This is a genomic window from Niallia sp. Man26 (genome assembly GCF_022049065.2).
Lineage (GTDB): Bacteria > Bacillota > Bacilli > Bacillales > Cytobacillaceae > Niallia.
Genome location: NZ_CP095743.1, coordinates 3,790,132 through 3,811,551, shown reverse-complemented (window position 1 = coordinate 3,811,551; position 21,420 = coordinate 3,790,132). Strand labels below are relative to the sequence as shown.

Annotated in this window: 14 protein-coding genes and 1 riboswitch; of the genes, 8 read left to right on the top strand and 6 right to left on the bottom strand. The window is 39.5% G+C overall.

Features of this window, described 5'->3' with window-relative positions:
- The first annotated feature begins 14 nt into the window (after positions 1-14).
- The 4 genes from L8T27_RS19035 to L8T27_RS19020 all read left to right on the top strand — a co-directional run bounded on the left by L8T27_RS19035 (position 15) and on the right by L8T27_RS19020 (position 8,519).
- Positions 15-5,663: an OmpL47-type beta-barrel domain-containing protein gene (locus L8T27_RS19035; RefSeq protein ID WP_248574464.1), complete on the top strand. Its 5,649-nt coding sequence runs from the start codon at positions 15-17 to the stop codon at positions 5,661-5,663.
- Between the two features lie 165 nt (positions 5,664-5,828).
- Positions 5,829-6,013, top strand: a riboswitch (Lysine riboswitch).
- Positions 6,014-6,117: 104 nt separating this feature from the next.
- Positions 6,118-6,951, top strand: a complete 834-nt coding sequence (locus L8T27_RS19030; protein ID WP_237942129.1) for a transporter substrate-binding domain-containing protein — start codon at positions 6,118-6,120, stop codon at positions 6,949-6,951.
- A 64-nt stretch (positions 6,952-7,015) separates the two neighbouring features.
- Entirely contained in the window at positions 7,016-7,762 is a 747-nt protein-coding gene (locus L8T27_RS19025; protein WP_233316074.1) for an amino acid ABC transporter permease, read from the top strand.
- Positions 7,763-7,778: 16 nt separating this feature from the next.
- A complete protein-coding gene (locus L8T27_RS19020; protein WP_233316073.1) occupies positions 7,779-8,519 on the top strand; it encodes an amino acid ABC transporter ATP-binding protein in 741 nt (246 codons plus the stop codon).
- A gap of 46 nt (positions 8,520-8,565) precedes the next feature.
- Here L8T27_RS19020 and acsA read toward each other — a convergent pair whose 3' ends face one another.
- Positions 8,566-10,275 (bottom strand): acetate--CoA ligase, encoded by a 1,710-nt coding sequence (acsA, locus tag L8T27_RS19015; RefSeq protein ID WP_237942128.1) that lies wholly within the window; start codon positions 10,273-10,275, stop codon positions 8,566-8,568.
- Positions 10,276-10,507: 232 nt separating this feature from the next.
- Between acsA and L8T27_RS19010 the strand changes: the two genes are divergently transcribed.
- Positions 10,508-11,503: a DUF3231 family protein gene (locus L8T27_RS19010; protein ID WP_237942127.1), complete on the top strand. Its 996-nt coding sequence runs from the start codon at positions 10,508-10,510 to the stop codon at positions 11,501-11,503.
- 31 nt (positions 11,504-11,534) lie between these two features.
- Here the strand turns inward: L8T27_RS19010 and L8T27_RS19005 are convergent, their stop codons facing one another.
- The 3 genes from L8T27_RS19005 to guaC all read right to left on the bottom strand — a co-directional run bounded on the left by L8T27_RS19005 (position 11,535) and on the right by guaC (position 16,569).
- Positions 11,535-12,437, bottom strand: coding sequence for a Gfo/Idh/MocA family protein (locus L8T27_RS19005; RefSeq protein WP_237942126.1), 903 nt, complete (start codon positions 12,435-12,437; stop codon positions 11,535-11,537).
- Positions 12,438-12,672: 235 nt separating this feature from the next.
- Positions 12,673-15,345 (bottom strand): DUF4084 domain-containing protein, encoded by a 2,673-nt coding sequence (locus L8T27_RS19000; protein WP_233316069.1) that lies wholly within the window; start codon positions 15,343-15,345, stop codon positions 12,673-12,675.
- Between the two features lie 240 nt (positions 15,346-15,585).
- Entirely contained in the window at positions 15,586-16,569 is a 984-nt protein-coding gene (gene guaC / locus L8T27_RS18995) for a GMP reductase (RefSeq protein WP_237942125.1), read from the bottom strand.
- A 283-nt stretch (positions 16,570-16,852) separates the two neighbouring features.
- On the opposite strand from guaC, the gene L8T27_RS18990 reads away from it, so the two are divergent.
- The gene (locus tag L8T27_RS18990; protein WP_237942124.1) at positions 16,853-17,515 is read left to right on the top strand and encodes a DUF975 family protein; all 663 of its coding nucleotides are present in this window, start codon (positions 16,853-16,855) and stop codon (positions 17,513-17,515) included.
- A gap of 44 nt (positions 17,516-17,559) precedes the next feature.
- On the opposite strand, the gene L8T27_RS18985 is transcribed toward L8T27_RS18990, so the two are convergent.
- Positions 17,560-18,567 carry a FecCD family ABC transporter permease gene (locus tag L8T27_RS18985; protein WP_237942123.1) on the bottom strand — a complete coding sequence of 336 codons (1,008 nt, stop codon included), beginning with the start codon at positions 18,565-18,567 and terminating at the stop codon, positions 17,560-17,562.
- Positions 18,567-19,598: a FecCD family ABC transporter permease gene (locus L8T27_RS18980; RefSeq protein WP_233316065.1), complete on the bottom strand. Its 1,032-nt coding sequence runs from the start codon at positions 19,596-19,598 to the stop codon at positions 18,567-18,569. The genes L8T27_RS18985 and L8T27_RS18980 overlap by 1 nt, the downstream gene beginning before the upstream one ends.
- Positions 19,599-19,811: 213 nt before the next feature.
- On the opposite strand from L8T27_RS18980, the gene L8T27_RS18975 reads away from it, so the two are divergent.
- Entirely contained in the window at positions 19,812-20,777 is a 966-nt protein-coding gene (locus L8T27_RS18975; RefSeq protein ID WP_233316064.1) for an iron-hydroxamate ABC transporter substrate-binding protein, read from the top strand.
- A gap of 117 nt (positions 20,778-20,894) precedes the next feature.
- Entirely contained in the window at positions 20,895-21,338 is a 444-nt protein-coding gene (locus L8T27_RS18970) for a VOC family protein (RefSeq protein ID WP_237942122.1), read from the top strand.
- Positions 21,339-21,420: the final 82 nt, after the last annotated feature.

The window sequence follows — 21,420 nt, the reverse complement described above, 5'->3', positions numbered from 1 at the left end:
GGTAGGAATATCGGATGAGGGGAAAATCTATATTTTTAAAGTCTTTTTTATTGTTAACGCTCCTTGTATACCAGTTGGCTTTTCCAGTTGGAGCAATAAAGGCAGCCGCAAATGAAACCATCTTGCCTCCGAGCAATCTTGCTTATCAATCATCTTCACCAGATGATGGGAAATTGACATGGAGTGCAGTATACGGTGCAACTGGATATAAAGTTTATGAAATTAAGGACGGTCAGTTAACATTGCTTGGCACGACTTCATCAGTAAATTACAGCGTAAACGATCTTCCTGAGGGAGCATACAGGTACGTTGTTGCCACAGTAACGAATGATGGCGAGTCAGGGCCTTCTGCACCAGTGAGTACAGAAATAATATATCCAGATATGCAGACTCCGACAAACATTGTGTCAACAGTGAAAAATGGGAATGATATTGTGCTTTCTTGGCAAGCAGCAACTTATGCAGAAAAGTATAATATTTATATAACAAAATCTGGACAGAAATCTTTGCTGACATCAACGACAGCAAGGTCATATACAATTGAAAAGGCAGAAGAAGGAGCATACTCTTACTCTGTGTCAGCTTATAATTCCCTTTATGGAGAATCTCCAGAAAGTGAGCCGGTGAGTGTTGAGTTGGTTCATCCTGTGTTAAAGGAACCAGAAAATCTGACATTTACTATCACAAATGGAACAGATGTTAACCTAAAATGGCAAGCATCAGATTATGCAACAAGTTATAAAATTTATGAAGTAAAGGACGGTCAGCTTGAACTGCTGAAGACTGTTGCTGGTACAAGTGCTTCTTTTACAAATTTGCCAGCGGGAAATTATATTTATAAAGTTTTTGCATTCAGTGACCGATTTGGGGAATCGATTGAGGGCAGTCAAGCAGAGGTAGAAGTGAGTTCTATCGTTATGACAGGTCCCGAAAATGCTGCCTATAAAATACAAAATACAAATGATGTTGTCTTTAGCTGGAATACAGTTCCATATGCTAATGCTTATAAAATCTATGAAATAGTAGATGGTGAAAAAATATTAAAGACAACGGTAAAGGGCACAACAGCAACATTATCAAAGCTTGCCGGTGGCAGTCACGAATACGAGATATATTCATACAGTGATAGATTTGGTGAGTCTGAAACAGCCTCAAAACTATCATTCAGCATAGAAACAGTAGCGGTGAATCCTCCGGAAGGACTAACTTATAAAGTCCAAAATGGGAACGATATTGTTTTAAATTGGTCTGCAGCAGAGAATGCAACTAATTATAAAATTTATCAAATCATAGACGGAGAAAAAATAGTAAAAAGCACTGTGACAGGAACAACTGTTACCTATACGAATCTAGCAGCGGGAAGCTATCAGTTTGAGGTCCATACAAACAGTACAAGATTTGGTGAATCAGAAAACGGAACATTAGTGTCGATACAGCTAGATGAAGTGAAGCTTGCGGCACCTGAGGAGCTTTCTTATGAACTGAAAAATGGAAATGACGCTGTGCTGACTTGGAAGCAGGTTGAAAATGCAGCCAGCTATAAAGTCTATCAGGTCATTGATGGGAAGAGAACATTAAAAGCAACGGTTTCCAACACAACAGCAACAATTACGAATTTGCCTGAAGGGGACAATTCGTTTGAGGTATATGCTTACAACAGCCGCTTTGGTGAGTCAGAAAAAGCAGCAGTGCTCAGCATTCCGGTTATTTATCCGAAGCTTGCGCCACCATCAGAATTAGCGCAGACAATATTAAATCCTTCTGCCTTCACACTCAGCTGGAATCAAGCAGAATATGCCTCTAGCTATCGAGTCTATCAGCTCATAAATGGCGAGAAAGTATTGAAGAGCAATGTGAACGGAACAAGTGTAACCTATTCTAATATTCAGCCAGGAACATATAAGTATGAAGTTTATTCCTATTCATCTCGTTTTGGTGAATCAGAAGAAGGAAAAGTACTTGAGGTGACGCTTAGCGGACAGGTACTCGCAGCTCCTGAGGATGTCACTTATACTATTGCAAATGGAAATGATCTTACTCTGAAATGGAAATCGGTTCAATATGCAAATGGATATAAGATTTATAAATTATTGGACGGAGAAGAGACGTTAGAACGCACAGTAACAGGCACAAGTGTAACCCTCACTAATGTATCAGAAGGGGATTTCCATTATGTTATAAAAGCCTACTCCAACCTGTTTGGAGAGTCACCTGTTGGCGGAGAAGCAAAGGATACACTCAACTATCCAGAAATGGCACAGCCCCAAAACGTGACGAAAACTGTTACTAACGGAAATGATATTACATTGAAGTGGAATGCTGTTACTTATGCAAAGGGCTATAATATTTATCAATACAAAGATGGCGAGAAAGAGCTTGTACGCACAGTAACAGGCACAAGTGCTGTATTTTCCAATATGCCTGAAGGGGAGTATCTATATATTATTCATTCCTTCAGCGATCGTTTTGGAGAGTCAGCAGAAGGAAGTACAGCGGAATTTAACCTAACTTGGCCGGTTATGCAGGCACCAGGGAATCTAACAAAAACGATCAGCAATGGAAATGATATTACTTTAAGATGGAATAGTGTTACTTATGCAAAAGAATACCGGATTTACCAAATAGCTGAAGGGGAGAAAACCTTAGTCAAAAAGACAACAGGTACATCTGCGTCCTTCACAGACATGCCAGAGGGCGATTATGAGTATGTTGTATATTCATACAGTGACCGCTTCGGGGAATCACCAGAAGGAAGCACACTTACATTTAATGTAGTGTGGCCGATTATGCAGGCTCCAGAAAATTTAACGAAAACAATCGCAAACGGCAATGACATTGTTCTGAAATGGAATGCATCTGCCTATGCAAAAAATTATAAAATCTACCAAGTTATTGATGGTGAGAAAGTGTTGCAAAGCACAGTAACAGGAACATCAGTAACATATAAAGATATGGCTGAAGATGACTATACATTTATTGTGCAATCGTACAGCGACCGTTTTGGAGATTCACCAGAGGAGAGTACGCTTACGTTCAATTTAACATGGCCGACTGTGCAAGTACCAGTGGTCAGCGGCAGTGTCTTTAATGCAAACAATATCACTCTCTCATGGAAAGCAGCGGATTGGGCTAATAGCTATAAAGTATATGAAGTGATAGAGGGGGAAAGAAAGCTTTTATACAGCGGAACGGCGCTTACGTATAAAGTTTATAATCTCTCAGAAGATACGCACACTTTTGAAGTGACAGCATACAGCAATCGTTTCGGTGAGTCTTTACCGTCTGAATCGTTCGTTCAGACAATTGTCTATCCAGTAATGGAAGCACCAAAGGCATCACTAACATTGCTGAGTGAGACAAGTGCGAGAATTACTTGGGACTTTGTCACATATGCTAATGGCTATAATATTTACGAAATTATAAATGGCAAGCCAGTTTTGCTTGTTGAGAACTTGAATAATTTATCGTACGAACTGAAAAACCTGACTCTTGCTAATCATGAATATTATGTCACTTCATACAGCAATTCCTTTGGAGAGTCTAAACCTTCAGAGACGGTTATCGCAAAGCTTATTGTAGATACACAGGCACCTGAGACAAAGAGCAATGCACCTGCTCATTGGATTAATGAAAATTTTTCTGTCCTTTTAGAAGCTGAAGATGATGAAACCGGAGTAGCGAATACTTATTACTCCTTAAATGAGGGCATTATTCAGGCAGGTACATCAGTCTATATCGACCAAGAAGGCGTTAATAAGCTTAGCTTTAATTCATTGGATAAAGCAGGAAATATGGAAGAAGTGAAAACTGTCTATATTAAACTGGATAAGACGTCACCTGTAACTACAATTAGTGAAATGCCTGCATATGCACAAATAGTCGATGTGCAGCTGACAAGCTCAGACTCATTGAGCGGTGTTGATAAAACATACTATTCAATCAATGGCTCTGATTATGTTGAGGGAACAAGCTTTTCGGTAGAGAAAGAAGGAACAAATGAAATCTCCTATTATTCTGTCGACGCTGCAGGCAATAAAGAAGAAGTAAAAACAGCACAAGTAAAAATAGATAAGTCAGCACCAGCTACTGAAGCCAATATAAAAGACGGTTGGGCAAATAAAGAGGTGGCAGTCACATTAACTGCAAAAGATGAGATGAGTGGAGTTGTAAAAACATACTACTCTATCAACGGCTCAGAGTATGCGGAGGGAACAGACTTTACAGTGGAGAAAGAAGGAACAAATGAAATCTCCTATTATTCTGTCGACACTGCAGGCAATAAAGAGGAAGTAAAAACAGCACAAGTAAAGATAGACAAGTCAGCACCAGCTACTGAAGCCAATATTAAAGATGGTTGGGCAAATAAAGAGGTGGCAGTCACATTAACTGCAAAAGATGAGATGAGTGGAGTTGTAAAAACATACTACTCTATCAACGGCTCAGAGTATGCGGAGGGAACAGCCTTTACAGTGGAGAAAGAAGGAACAAATGAAATCTCCTATTACTCTGTCGATGCTGCAGGCAATAAAGAGGAAGTAAAAACAGCACAAGTAAAGATAGACAAGTCAGCTCCAGCCACTGAAGCCAATATTAAAGATGGTTGGGCAAATAGAGAGGTAGCAGTCACATTAACTGCAAAAGATGAAATGAGTGGAGTTGTAAAAACATACTACTCTATCAACGGCTCAGAGTATGCGGAGGGAACAGCCTTTACAGTGGAGAAAGAAGGAACAAATGAAATCTCCTATTACTCTGTCGATGCTGCAGGCAATAAAGAGGAAGTAAAAACAGCACAAGTAAAGATAGACAAGTCAGCTCCAGCCACTGAAGCCAATATTAAAGATGGTTGGGCAAATAGAGAGGTAGCAGTCACATTAACTGCAAAAGATGAAATGAGTGGAGTTGTAAAAACATACTACTCTATCAACGGCTCAGAGTATGCGGAGGGAACAGCCTTTACAGTGGAGAAAGAAGGAACAAATGAAATCTCCTATTACTCTGTCGATGCTGCTGGCAATAATGAAGAAGTGCAAACAGCAGAAGTCAAGATAGACAAGTCAGCACCAGACCTTACAATCCATAAACAATCTCTTTATGAACTTGGCACAAAATTTGTACTGGATTATGATGCCAGTGATGATCTATCAGGAATAACGACTGAAATTGCTGTTATTAATGGGAAAACGTATAAAAAAGGTGATGCCGTTCAACTTAACGAGCCTGGCGAATATAAGATAAGTGTAAGTTTGACAAACGGTGCTGGGCTGACAACTGTAAAGGAAGAGACAATTAAAGTTTATGTCCCTATATCACTTGAAGTGTTGCCAAAAGTGATTAAAGGGAATAAAGGTACCTTTACGGTGAAGGCAACTTTGCCGAAAAAATATCAATCCTTAAAGTTTGATGTATCATCGATTAGACTGAATGGAATTGCTCCTAAATTAGACAGCAAAGGCCTAATATTGCAGGCAGAAAAAGGCCAGTTCAAATTTGATCGAGAGGATTTTGACTGGGAATCAGGGGATGTAGAACTGGTGCTTAGCGGCTATCTAAATAATAAGATTTATGTAGTTGGCCAGACAACAGCAGAAGCGAAAGATTGCAGCTATAAGGGCAATTGTCTTTTCGGTTGTTTCTTCGATTGGCTCTGGTGTATAAAGTAGGTCTTTAGATGTATAAATCAAACAGAAATGGAAATAGTAAAAAAGGCAGAAAACGCGTTCTGTCACAGAATTTCCAATATATTCACGGGAAAACGAGGTTGACAGATTTAGCAGCATCATGTAGCCTAAAAGATATAACTGAATGAATTAGACCTCACTTTTTTTCAGTGAGGTAGAGGCGCGATATTTAACAGTCTTTAAGCGGAGCTTGAGAATGCAATGATGCTAAAGAGAAGGAAATATCGCCGAAGTGAGCAATAGATCTCAGGTATTGCTTGCTGGGTCTGCAGTTAATAGCTGCAGGACTGTCTCAATAAACTCCCAGTTTATTGAGTTGTGCTATCTCAATTGGAAACAAAGAGAGGACTTTAGGGCAACTATAATATTGCGACCTGAGTGTATCTCAGGTCGCTTTTTGTTTAGGCGCCTAACAGACCATGTGGAGGGAAAACAAATGAAGAAAAAAGCACCATTTTTATTTTTATTGTTGCTTTCAGCTATTATTCTCTTAGCTGGGTGCGGGACAAGCAATGGGTCCGGATCCGGGGATGATGCAGATACATTTAAAGTAGGACTAGAAGCAGGCTATGCACCATTCAACTGGACACAAAACGATGATTCCAACGGAGCAGTCAAAATAGACGGCACTTCAGAATATGCGGGCGGCTATGATGTAGAAGTTGCGAAAAAAATCGCTGATGGTTTAGGCAAAAAACTAGTAATTGTCAAAACGGAGTGGGATGGACTTGTTCCAGCACTTACTTCAGGTAAAATTGATGCAATTATTGCAGGTATGTCTCCTACCGAAGAGCGTAAACAAACAATTGACTTTACAGATAACTATTACAAGTCCAACTTGGTGATGGTTGTTAAAAAAGGTGGTAAATATGATGGCGCAACATCTATCCAAGACTTTAAAGGCGCCAAAGTGACAGCACAGCTGAATACTTTCCATTACTCTGTTATTGACCAAATTAAAGGTGTTTCTAAACAGACGGCAATGGATAACTTCCCGTCAATGCGTGTTGCTCTTGAGTCAGGTGTAATTGATGGATATGTATCAGAGCGTCCAGAGGCAGTTAGTGCTTCCAATGCAAATGATAACTTTGCAATGGTTGAATTTAAAGATGGCTTTGAAACATCAGAAGATGATACAGCCATTGCTGTAGGGCTTAAAAAAGACAGTGGTCTTAAAGATAAAATCAATGAAATATTAAAAGGCATCTCAGAAGAAGACCGTACGAAAATCATGGATGATGCAATTGTAAACCAACCTGCAGCAAAATAATGATAACATAAGACCGGCTGTCTTTTTGTGCAGTCGGTTTTATGATGAATAATGGAGGAAAACGATGAGTTTTGAATGGATAGTAAAAATTATTTCCGAAAACTGGCCGATGTTTCTTCGCGGTGCAGGCATGACGCTTTACATCGCATTAATAGGTACAATTATTGGGGCAGTTATCGGTTTAGTCGCTGGAATTGTCCGCACAATACCTGTGCCGGAGCGCGGCTTTAAAAAATTTATTCTAAAAGTTATTAATATCATACTTTCTATATATATTGAGATTTTCCGCGGAACGCCTATGATTGTACAAGCAATGGTCATTTACTATGGTTCTGCATTAGCTTTCAACATCGATATGAATGTAATGTTTGCAGCGGTAATTGTTGTATCCATTAATACGGGAGCATATATGGCAGAAATCGTCCGCGGTGGAATCGTGTCTGTTGAGAAGGGACAGTTTGAGGCAGCTCAAGCAGTCGGCATGAATCATTTCCAAACAATGATGAATGTTGTCTTGCCGCAAGTAGTCCGCAACATCCTGCCGGCAACAGGTAACCAGTTCGTCATTAATATTAAAGATACGTCTGTACTAAACGTTATTTCCGTTTCCGAACTGTTTTTCATGACAAAATCTGTTGCAGGCAATAACTTTAGATATTTTGAATCATTCTTTGTAGCATGTATCATCTACTTTGTGATGACATTTATTGTTACGAGAATATTGCTTTACTTCGAAAGAAAATTAGAAGGACCAGATAACTACAAAATGCTTGGCGAGGAATTGGATGCACAGCCAGGAATGAAGCAATAAAGAAGGAGGAGAGACAATGGAAAAAGTCATAGATATTCAGCATTTAAGCAAAGCCTTTGGCAGCCATGAAGTGTTAAAGGACATTGACTTCTCAGTAAACAAAGGAGAAGTTGTCAGCATTATTGGCTCTTCAGGTTCCGGAAAATCGACCCTTCTTCGCTGTATCAACATTTTAGAAAAGCCAAGCGGTGGTCAAATCATCTTTAATGGAGAGAATATCCTTGATGATAAACATGATATATTTGCTTATCGAAGAAGATTAGGAATGGTGTTCCAGCAATTCAATCTCTTTAATAACCATAATGTTTTAAGCAATTGTGTGGTAGGTCAAATCAAGGTGTTGAAGCGTTCAAAGGCGGAAGCAGAGAAGATAGCGATGAAGTATTTGAAGGTCGTTGGTATGGATCGCTATATAAATGCCAAACCAAAACAGCTGTCAGGCGGACAGAAACAGCGTGTTGCTATTGCTAGAGCGTTGTCAATGGAGCCAGATGTTTTGCTTTTTGATGAACCTACTTCAGCGCTTGACCCAGAAATGGTTGGAGAAGTATTGAAAGTAATGAAGGAGCTTGCTGAGTCAGGACTTACAATGCTGATCGTAACACATGAGATGGAGTTTGCAAGAGAGGTATCTGACCGTATCGTATTTATGGACAAAGGGGTTATTGCAGAGCAGGGAACTCCTGAGCAAATCTTCCTGAACCCAACTCAAGAGCGCACAAAGGAATTCTTGAAGCGCACATTAAAAGAAGCCTAAGAATCAAAAATCGCACCCCAATTGCAGACAATTGGGGTGCTTTTTATTAATCATCCAATGTTGATAAATCACCAGTAGGCAAACCAAGCTCCCAAGCTTTCAAGACGCGGCGCATTATTTTACCGCTTCTTGTTTTAGGAATCTTTTGGCAAAATTCAATCTCTCTTGGTGCTGCATGTGCTGCTAAACCGGTTTTTACAAACTGCCGTATTTCCTCTTTTAGCTGATCTGACTCTGTATATCCATCGGTAAGGGCAACAAAGGCTTTAATGATTTCTCCTCTAATAGGGTCAGGCTTACCGATAACACCCGCTTCAGCGACAGCAGGATATTCAATCAGCTTGCTTTCAACTTCAAATGGCCCGACCCTTTCTCCAGCAGTCATGATGACATCATCCACACGACCTTGGAACCAGTAGTAGCCATCTTCATCTACGTAAGCACTGTCGCCTGAGATATACCAATCGGAGACAGGGAAATAGCTGTCGTACTTTTCCTGGTTGTTCCAAACTGTGTGCATAAGGGAAGGCCATCCCTTTTTTATTGCCAAGTTGCCCATCTGATTTGGAGGGAGGATGTTGCCTTCATCATCAAGAATAGCTGCTTCTATGCCAGGAAGCGGCTTCCCCATTGACCCTAGCTTTATTTCTAGGCATGGGTAATTACATATAAGCTGTGCTCCAGTTTCCGTCATCCACCAAGTATCATGAATTCTTTGCTTGAAGGCTGTTGCCCCCCAGCGGATTACTTCTGGATTTAATGGTTCTCCCACGCTTAAGACATGCCTTAAGGAGGAAAGATCATGGCTAGGTTCACCTGCAGCCATCAGCATGCGAAAGGAAGTAGGTGCACTGTACCAAACTGTTACACCAAAAGTTTCAATGGTTTTATACCAGCCCTCAGGACTGAAGCGGCCGCCAACCACAATATTTGTTGTCCCAGTTAGCCAAGGACCAAAAATACCATATGATGTACCTGTTACCCAGCCCGGGTCAGCTGTGCACCAGTAAATATCATCCTCCTGTAAATCTAACACCCATTTTGCTGTCTGATAGTGCTGAATCATTGCATTATGGACATGCAATATACCTTTAGGTTTACCTGTCGAACCAGAAGTGTAGTGAAGTATTAAGCCATCCTCGCGGTCCACCCACTCAATATCAAGTTGATCTGATGCTTCCTGGAAATACTTTTGGTAATCAAGATAATTATTCTGCTCCTCCAAATTTTCTCCAACGAGAAAAATCGTTTCTAAGGCAGGAAGGTCTTTGACAGGCACCCTTTCAATTAACTCTGGGGTTGTGATGAGGACTTTCGCAGAGCTGTCATAAAGGCGGTCTTTAACTGCATCTTCCATGAATGCCTCAAATAAAGGGCCGACAATTGCACCGATTTTAATTGCTCCTAATAAGGCGAAATAAAGCTCTGGTGAGCGGGGCATAAAGATGAAAACACGGTCACCCTTTTTTACATTTGCTTTATCTCTTAAAACATTGCCAGCCTTATTGGTCAGCTGCTTTAAGTCGCCAAATGTGTATGTCTCATTTCGTGTGCTGCTGAGGTAGCAAAGGGCTGGTTTATCCTTTTTTGAACCTTCTGCGTGTCGGTCGACCGCTTCATAAGCCAAGTTGACTTTTCCTGTTGTATGCCATGAAAAATGCTCTTCTGCTTGTTGCCATTGAAATTGTTCATACATCACATCATAGTTTTCAAGATTATAATTGCCTTCAACAGGTGGAAACGCTTCCATTTTCATAGGATAAATCATCCTTCCTCTCAAGTCTTGGACTTACTCGGAAATGCTGTTTAAAACCATATACACAATTTTAATGATGAAAACGCTTTATTATGACTATTTTATAAAAAAGTATCAAAATGATTCAATAGCCAAATTAACTAGTTTATGTATTTTTTTAGCTCAACAGCAAACAATGATAGTAATTAAGAATGAGTACAGCAGGCGGAAACTAAATAATGGAGGAATGGAAATGCAAAATAACCCTTCGATTACGTCATCAGAAATTGGCGTACTTTGGATGACATATCAACAAAAAACAATGATTATCAGTATGCTGGAATATCTCATTAATAAAGCAGAGGATCCAAAGGCAAAAGATATAATGACTGATTTATATAAGGAAACAAAACCGTATTGTGAAAAAATAAGAAAAATTTACGAAAAAGAAAAGCTGCCTGTACCGGTAGGGTTTAACAGTGAAGATGTGAACCCTGAAGCCCCAAAGCTGTTCGATAATGGGTTCGACATTATGTTTATCAGACTCATAAAAGAAATCAGCATGGGCATGCATACACTCAATCTGACGATGGCTTATCGGAGTGACATCATGCAGCTGTTTAGAGAGATGACAATAATAACACAAAAGTACTATGACCGGTGCACATCTTACTTGCTTGAAAAAGGTCTGCTTCCGCGCGCCCCATATGTAGCTGTCGAAGAAGGGGTCGAATTTGTAAATGAAAAGAGTTATTTAAGTGGAAGTAATTTGTTCAATGAAAAAAGAGCATTAAATACAGTGGAAATTGCTCATTTGTTCCATGCAATTGAAACGAACTTGATTGGAATGCAGGTAATCAATGGTTTTTCCCAGTGCGCGAAGGAAAAAGAGACTAGTCAGTATTTTGCTAAAGGAGGGGAGCTTGCCAAGGAGATTGCCACAAGCCTGGGAGATATTATCTTAAAGAATGATACCCAGCTTCCTGGGCTTTCAGGAGGGAATGTGACAACATCTACGATAGCACCTTTTTCAGATAAAATTATGATGTATTGTATCAGCTTATTTTGCAGTTTTTCCTTAGGAGGAAATTCACTTGGAACTGCCTTTAGCTTAAGAAATGACCTGCCTGCCAAGTTTTCAATTGTCATGAAGGATGTATTTGAATATGCCCATGAAGGTGCAAAGCTTATGATTAAATATGGCTGGATGGAAGAGCCGCCGCAAACAAGTAAAATAAAAACAAAATAATTAAAAGCAGACAGCTGGCAGCTGTCTGCTTTTAATTATTAATGCGTTGAACAATTTGCTCGCAAATAAGATGTGTTATAAGAGAATCCTCTATCGACGGATCAGGTATCTGTTCATTTGCTACACAGTCAAGAAAATGATCGGTAATTTGGTAAAAACCCCGTTTAAATAATGTAGGCTCCCAATCGCCAAATTTCGTCACATTCATTTGTTTATGATGATAATGAACGGTTTCAACAAGACTGCTAACAACATATTTGTGAAGACCAGTATGATACTCGATTATTTCCTCTGTTACTCCACCATTTCGATTCATGATTCCGATGGCAATGCAGTTTTTGCCGATAAGCTGAACGATGAGCTGGTTGAGGGTTTCATCAGTCTTAGAGCTCTCGACATTAACTGCAATGACTTCTTCATCCATTAAAAAGCGCAAGGTATCAACAACATGGATGAAGTCTTCTACCACCACTTTTCTTGGGATATCGGGCAATGCAAAGCGGTTTTTTTGCATTAATATTAAATTAGCTTTGCCTTTTTCCTTTAAGCTTGCCACCATAGGAATAAATCGGCGATTAAAGCCGACCATGGCAATTAGTCCATATTTATGTGCAAGCTCGACTATGCTCTCTGTTTCATGCAGATGTAAAGACACTGGTTTGTCTATATACACATGGATTCCGTGCTGAAGCAATAGTTCGGCTGTTTGGAAATGAGTCTCTGTTATTGTGGAGATAAAAGCAGCTTCTATGTTTTTTAATAGCAGCTCCTCAACTGTTTGCACTCTATCCTGAATTCGATATTTTTCAGCAAGCTTTTGGAGTACAGCTTCATTCCTAGTGCAGAGTACTAATTCTATATTTTCTCGTTCTGTCAGAACAGGCAGATAAGCCTTCTTAGCAATATCACCTAATCCAATTACTCCAACCCTCATCTTCATCGTCCTCCAAGTAATTAGTTACTTTGCTTTTAAGTATAAAACAAATAGAACTATAACAAAAAGGCTTGAGACAAAATAAAATATAGCCTATCGAAATACGAATAATAAAATTACAGCTAAATTTAAAAAATGAAGCTTGTGACTAAATAGAATATGGCTTTAAAATTAGTTCGTTTCATTGCGCTCCAGCCATTCGCTTTACATACTTAATTCCCAGTCCTCTGGTGAATCAGTCACTTATAGATAAATCAGGCTGCCTGTTTAGCAAATCTTCCATTTCACTGCTTCCACAAGGTCTTCCGAAAAGATAGCCTTGCATTGCATGGCAATTAATTGATTTCAGAAGCAATGCTTGATTTACTTCTTCTACACCTTCTGCAAGTACATCTAAGTTTAAGTTTTGTGCAAGATCAACAATGGAAGAGATAATGGTTTCCTTAGATTTATTTTCCTCGAGCTTATTTATGAACTCTTTTGCAATTTTCACTGTATTAATTGGAAACTCAGCTAGATAGGAAAGGGAGGAATAGCCTGTCCCAAAATCATCAATAGAGATAGTTACACCTAATGCTTTTAATGCATGTAGTTTAGGCAGAACTGCTTGTAAATTATTAATAGCAGTTTGTTCTGTGATCTCTAAATCTAAAAAGGAGGAATCTAATTTAGAGATAGCTAATGCTTGTTCTACATTGGTCAAAAGATTTTCCTGATAAAATTGTTTCGGAGAAAGGTTAACTCCCATTTTTAGATAGTAGCCTTTATCATGCCATTTTTTTGCTTGTTTGCAAGCCTCCATTAACACCCATGCACCGAGTTTGTGTATAAAGCCTGACTCTTCAGCGATTGGGATAAATTCACCTGGCAGCAACAGACCAAGCTGTGGGTGCTTCCAGCGGATGAGCGCCTCTGTGCCAGTAATTTTTCCTGCAGATAAATCCATTAATGGTTGATAATGAAGGAAAAACTCCTTGTTCTCTAAAGCATAAGGCATATCCTTTTCTAATAACAGTTTTCTCGTATAAGCTTTTGCTGCATCAGAATAAAATAAATAACAGCCTTTGCCGTTCTCTTTTACTTGATACATTGCTGTGTCTGCTTTTTTCATTAATTCAACAGAAGTCGTGCCATGATCAGGGTAGAGGGCGACCCCAATGCTTGGTGTACTTATGAGCTGGTGGCCGTTGATATCATGAGGGAGCTTTAATGATTTTAGCAGCTCCTTAACGTATTGCTCTGCACTCTCTTTAGTTGTTTCTTTTAGGACAATAGTAAATTCATCGCCGCCTTGTCTAGCTGCCAGATCTGCCAGGGGAAGACTGTTCTTAATTCTGCTTGCTACAGAGAGTAAGAGTTTATCGCCAATATCATGCCCTAAAGTATCATTGATGCTTTTGAACTTATCTAAGTCGACAAATATGACTGCAAGCTGTTCCTTCCTTTCCTGTGCTTTTTCGATTGCCTCAAGGAGATAGGACTCAAATCTTGCTCTATTTGCCAAGCCTGTCAATGGATCATGAAAAGCAAGAAACTGAATTTTTGCCTCGTTTTTTTTGAATGCAGTAATATCTCTGCCGATGCCAAAGATACCGACAATCTTATTTTTTACGACAATGGGAATATTAGTGATGCTGTAATAACCATGACCATATTGGCTATTGATGGCAACTTCATAAACTTGAGGAATGCCTTTTCGCACCTTTTCATAATGTTTTAGAATTTCGTCTTCCTTCGACATTAAGAATGTTGTGCTAGCCAAGCCTTTAATATTTTCATTTGCCATTCCAAGCATTCTTGTCCCAGCATTATTCACGCTCACAAAGTTTCCATCTAAGTCCATAGAAAAGGCAGCATCTGGATGGTAATCAAAAAGAGATTGATAATGCTGTTTATTTAATTCAGCCTTTTCTGTTTGTTCATAAAGGCTGTTAACAAGCCGTCTGTTTTCCGTGATAATCAGGATTTGTCTTAATAGAACAAGCAGAATGGAAACGCTTGTCCCAATTGTTAATGCGTCCATGCCTTCTGAATTTGTAATCATAAAAATAAACAAGATGATGACATTAACATATGGCATGGCTGTGCGAAGAACATCCCGCTGCATGAAATTACTTTTTCGTACTTCTATCTTTTTCTGCGGAGCATTTCTATATAAATTGCCAGTAAATCCGACAAGCAGTGTACCTAACAAGAATAATGGATCAACAAAATCCCCAGATTGATAGCTATCATGATATTGTAAATAGAAATACCAGCTGTCTGCCAAAATATAAATTATTAATCCTGTCAAAATAAAAAAAATGCTCTGACCGGAAAGAAACGACTTTGGACCGAACAGTACGAGAATGACTCCAGCTAAAACAGCTAAATCACCGATCGGGTATGCTAGTGTTATTGCTAAAGCAAAATGTGACATTTGTGCTGAATTAATAATAGGGCTAATGATAAAATGCCAGCTGAAAGTAAATGCAACAGTCATTAAAATAGCAACATCAAATAAAAACCGGGCAACCTGCAATTTTCTTTTGACTAGTGATAGATGATATAAAAATGCGCCAAAGAAGGCAAGAACCTGTATAAAATAAAGAACATCCAAAAAGCTTGGAAATGGAATTTCCTGCTTAAGAATGTTTTCTTGGAAAAACCAAGAAACCTCTGAAAGCATATAGCTCATATTTCCGATGAACAGCAAATACCAAAACGTTTTTACAGGCTGTTCGCTTCTTTTGGCAGCATGTAAAAGCCATAAGGATGCGGCACAGCTGCCTAACACACAGAGAATGTTTGCTCCCCATGTCAGTACAGATTGATTTTCCTGAAATAAATACAACCAGATATAATAGATAACAGTAATAAGCAGAGTAAAAGTAAAACTTAATAAAGGAATTGTATTTTGTCTTTCCATAATGTAACTCCTTGATAAACTTGTGAAAGCAATACTGATAAGTAGCTTTTCCTTTCTTCATCTTATAAGATTTCCTTGGCGTTGCATACTAAATTTTAGGTGATTGTAATAATTGGAAGTGTTGTGATGTGCAAGGGGGAGAAGGATGCTAATGCCTGTCGAAAAGCGGCGAGGAATGTTTCATGTGAAACTTTTGTAAATTAAAAGAGCAAGCGTCTTAACGACAGCTTGCTCTCTTTATTAATAAACTTTGTCTCCGTTAAAGATGGAGTTTTTTACAATAACATAATCAACATTGCGGATGGCATCCAGTTTCTTTCCGCCAGCATAAGAAATAGAAGACTGCAAGTCTTGCTCCATTTCGATTAATGTATCCTGCAGGGAACCTTTATGCTCTACATACATTTTTTTGCCTTCAACGTTTTTCTTTTCGCCTTTTTGGAATTCAGAAGCAGATCCAAAATACTCTTTGAAAAGCTTTCCGTCTTTTTCAAACGTTTCTCCAGGAGATTCCTCATGACCAGCAAAAAGGGAACCAATCATGACCATGGAAGCACCAAATCGAACGGATTTCGCAATATCCCCATGTGTGCGGATACCGCCGTCAGCGATAATTGGTTTGCTCGCAGCCTTTGCACACCAGCGAAGTGCTGCTAGTTGCCAGCCGCCAGTTCCAAAGCCTGTTTTAATTTTTGTAATACATACTTTACCAGGTCCGATACCAACCTTAGTTGCATCAGCTCCTGCATTCTCCAGCTCTCTGACAGCTTCTGGTGTACCAACATTACCAGCAATAACAAAGCTTGCAGGCAAATGCTGTTTAATATGCTTAATCATTCTGATTACAGCATTAGAATGACCATGAGCAATATCTATTGTTATAAATTCAGGAACTAGGTTCTCGGAAGCAAGTTCTTCAACAAACCCATATTCCTCTTCTTTAACTCCTACACTAATTGATGCAATATATCCTTTTTGTTGCATATCCTGGATAAATGCCTTTCTAGTTTCAGGCTGGAAGCGGTGCATTATATAGAAATATCCATTTTCCGCTAAATATTCAGCAACCTTTTCATCTATTATTGTCTGCATATTTGCAGGAACAACTGGCAATCTAAAAGTATGTCCACCCAATGTTACAGATGTATCACATTCTGAACGGCTATCCACGATACATTTTGCGGGAATTAACTGTATATCTTCGTAATCAAATACGTTATCCATAGTTTACACTCCTAAATACGAATATTTTAGTATGTTTAATTAAAATTGTTCGTCCCTATGGTACTTTAACTCATTTTTAACAGTATGTCAAAGTTTTTTGATAATTATGTAGCTGATAATTTGTTCTAGCTTGGTTTCTTTTGAATACAATGTATGGGGGTACACCTAAATGATTGTAGTTTGCCTTTGTCATAAATTGACGAAGGGTGTAAATTTCCCGGGAAATTTATATACAATAATGTAAAATATTGCTGCGCTTTGTCTTTTAGGAGGAGATAAATACATGAAAATAGGAACTATTAAAAAAGAAGCTTTACATGCTCTAAGAGGGAATTGGGGACCAGCAGTACTGGTAACTTTTACTGTTTTTGTTATTAGCGCTTTTGTTCCTTTAGTTTTTGAGGTGCCATTAAGCGGCGGGTTTGAGGCTTGGGTGCTGCAGGATGCAACGCCATTAGGAGCAACTATTGTGAGCACTCTCATCTCGGTGCTGCTCGTTCCGTTATCAATTGCCGTACTTTGGTACTTTTTGGATTTAGTGCGAGGAAAACTGCCTAAAGTAGCAGATATATTCCTTGCATATAAAGACCTTGGGTTAGGCTTGAAAATAATTGGTACATCCATTATTCAGAGCATATTCTTATTTCTTTGGTTTTTGCTATTATTCATACCTGGTATTATCAAATCATTGTCTTATTCGCAAACATACTATTTACTAAAGGATCATCCTGAGTATTCCGTATTTGAAGCAATAACAGAAAGCCGTAAACGAATGGTCGGCTTTAAGTGGAAGTATTTCCTTCTATATTTAAGTTTTATTGGCTGGGGATTGCTGTCTATCCTAACACTTGGCATTGGTTTTCTGTGGCTTGCACCATATATCAGCACAACGCTTGCAGTATTTTACGACAATCATATTTCAGATAAAAAGGCAGAATTAGAATAAATATAAAAAAGGAAAAGGCGGTGAATGCCTTTTCCTTTTTTGATTTAATCTTTTATAAGAAGGTAAATAAAATACGGTGCGCCAAGGCAGGAGACAACAAGACCTACTGGTATTTCAGTCGGTGCCATTAAGTTTTTGCCAATTGTGTCAGCAGTCAAAAGCAATAAGGCACCTATTAATGCGGCAACAGGGAGGAGTGTCTGATGTCTAGGACCGATTATTCGTCTTGCCAAGTGAGGGGCAATCAAACCTAGAAAAGAGATTCCTCCGCCGACAGATACGCAAGCTCCTGCAAGAGCTACTGAAATAAAGAGAAGGATGCCTCTTTCACGTTCAATTGCTACTCCAAGCCCTGCAGCAGTGTTTTCACCAAGCTGTAATAAATTCAGCTTATGGGACTTATACATAGCTAAAGGTACAAACAGGCAAATCCAAGGAAGCACTGCAAAGACATAATCCCAGCTTGCGCTCCAGATGCTTCCTGTAATCCAAATAGTTGCTTGTGTGAAGTCCCGAGGGTCCATCATTAATTGGAAGATAATAATTAACGCGCCAAATGCAGAATTAATACCAATTCCAACAAGCACAAGTCTTACCGGCGAAACGCCATCCTTCCAAGCAATCATATAGATAAGACCAGCAGCAAGCAATGCCCCAAGCAAAGCAGAAAAAGGCATAATGAAAACAGATGCAGTGCCAAAAGATCCTTGGAAGAAGAAAATATAGAGAATAACCGCAAAACCAGCACCGGCATTGATGCCAATGATACCTGGGTCTGCAAGGGCATTGCGTGAGACGCTTTGCAGGATAGATCCAGCAATAGCCATGCCTATACCTATCAAAATGGCTATCACCATGCGCGGCAGACTAAAGTTGAACAAAATGTTCGCACTTTGCGGTGAGCCTTGTCCTAAAAAGGCTTGCAGCACCTCAGATGGCGATATTTTTATAATGCCCAAGTTTAAGCTCAGAAGGAAAACAACAATAATCGCAGCAATTAAGCTTATAACTGTAACAGTAAAGCGCTTTGTGGTCCATTTTGTCTGAGACATTATAACCCCCTCCCTTCACGGCGAGCTAAATAAAGAAAGAATGGAACCCCAATTAATACGGTGATGGCTCCTAACGGCGTTTCAAACGGCGGGTTTATGACGCGCGCACCAACATCGGATATAACTAAAAGAAGGGCGCCGACTACTGCCGAGCATGGAATGATTAACCGGTAATCAGGACCAACTATAAAGCGGACAATATGCGGTATCACGAGACCGACAAAACCGATTGTTCCGCCGACTGCAACTGCAGCACCAGTTAAAACTAATACGGCGATAGTGCCAAGAAACTTGACTAAACCTGTCCGCTGCCCGAGACCTGCGGCAACATCTTCGCCTAAGCTTAAAACAGTAATTGACCTGCTGATAAACAGGGCAATAACCAGACCGACAATGACAGCAGGAAGAAGCAGCTTAATGCTTATCCACTGAACACCGGCAACTCCGCCTGCATACCAGAAGCTTATATCCTTGGCAATATCAAAGAACAGGGCAATACCTGTTGAGATGGAACTGAGAAGCGCTGTTACTGCTGAGCCAGCAAGCGCCAGTTTAATTGGAGTAAGTCCTCTTTTGGATAAAGCGCCTATTGAAAAAACTAACAATGTGCCTAAGCCTGCACCTAAAAATGCAAGCAGCATAAGCACTAGATTTGAAGCGGATGGCAGAAAGGCAAAACTAATTGCAATCATAAAGCCTGCTCCAGCTGTAACTCCCATAACGGAAGGGGAGGCAAGGGCATTTCTTGTCATCCCTTGCATAATAGCTCCGGAAACTGCCAAAGCTGCTCCGATTAAAGCAGCCGCAACCGCCCTCGGCCAGCGGAGACGATGAATAATTTGATGCTGAGTAGACTGAGGGTCATAATGGAAAATACTTTGCCACACTGTTGATATACTGATATCAGCTGCACCATATATGATGGATAAGCCCATCGATGCCAGCAAGAGGGCGAGACCGAAAAAGATGACAGCTGTTGCTGTTTTTGGTCTGTAAATATCTTTTTGTACACCCGTTTTATTTTTTTGCATAAAAGGACCAACTTTCCGACCAGATTTCATAATTCCTTTTTATAAAAATATGTAATTAGTGCAAAATAATAATAATCTTCAATTGACTGTTAAAAAATTTGTCGTTTTCTTAAATAAATTTTACTAGAAAATGATAAAAAAATACATAGTCTATTGAAAATGATAATTGTTATCACTTATAATGATTGTATAAACACTCAGGAGGGTACATAGATGTCCAATAAAATGGTTAAATCGCTTTTGTTTGCTAGTTTATTATTAGTATTTACTATATTAGCTGCATGCGGTAATGAAAGCGATTCAGATAAAGATACAGGAACAGATACTGCGGAAGAAGCAAAAGACCGCACATTAACAGATGCTATGGGACATGAAGTGACTGTTCCGGCTGAACCAAAAGCAGTAATTGGCTCTTATTTAGAAGATGAGCTTGTTGCACTAGGTGTAACACCTGCAGCACAATGGTCTATCCAAGATGGAGCAGGCGTACAGGATTATCTGCAAGACTCCTTGAAGGATGTGCCGACAGTTGACTCAGAGCTTCCTTACGAAGCTGTTGCTAGCTTCAATCCAGATTTGCTGCTGATGACATCAGCTGCTACTGTAGAAGGTGCTAAATACGAGCAATATACAAATATTGCGCCAACATATGTTGTTTCTGAAGAAAACAACAATGATTGGAGAAAAAGACTGGAAACAGTTGGAGAAGTGCTAGGTAAAGAAGACGAAGCTAAAAAGGTTTTAGCTGATTATGATAAAAAAGCAGAAGAAGCAAAAGCAAGCATTCAAGAGGCTGCCAAAGGCGAATCAGCAGCAGCAATCTGGCTTGTGGGCGGACAGCTGTTTATGGTTGGTGAAAATGTATCAAGCGGTGCAGTATTGTACGGTGACTTAGGTTTAGCAGTACCGGAAGTAGTTAAAGAAATTTCTAAAACAGCAACTGGCAACTGGTCTTCGGTTTCACTTGAAAAGCTTGCTGAGCTTGATGCTGATCACTTATTCCTAATTAACAGTGACGGCGAAGCTGCTGAAACGTTGAAAGATCCGCTATGGTCTAATATCCCAGCAGTGAAGAACGGAAATGTTTACGAGTTTAGTCCTGATACTAGCTGGTTATACTCGGGCTCTATTGCTAACACACAAATCATTGACGATGTTGTGGAAAGCTTAACGAAATAACCCAAATTGGCACATTCCTTTTTCAGGAGTGTGCTTTTTTTAAGAGATGTAAACAAAGGGATATGTTGCTGACATAGCGAAATAATATAGCAAGGAAAAAATGACAGGAGGAAACATATGAACAGAATCAATTTAATCGCACTTGGTGTAAGAAAAATTGCAGACTCACTGGCATTCTATAAATCAATAGGCTTTCAAGCATCTGTCGTCGGTTCAGATGAAGAACCAGTCATTGTTTTTTTTAAAAACCAAGGCTCTAAATTAGAGCTGTATCCTCTTGAGCTGCTTGCTAAAGATATTAATGAAGAAAATCCGCCATCAATAGTAGAGGCTGGAGGATTTCCTGGATTTACGCTTGCTTATAATGCAAAATCTGTTGAAGAAGTAGATGCTATTTTCACAAAGCTTGCTGAGCTTGGTGCCGAAATAGCAAAAATGCCACAAGCAACAACTTGGGGAGGCTACAGCGGGTATTTCAAGGACTTGGACGGTTATTATTGGGAAGTTGCATATGGGTCAGACTGGGAGTTTGATGAATCGGATATGCTTGTCATTAACTAAGAGGAAGGGAAAGACCATTAAAATGGTCTTTTTTGAATTGATTTTCCTAAATGAAAGAGACTAATGGAAAGACTTATGTGAA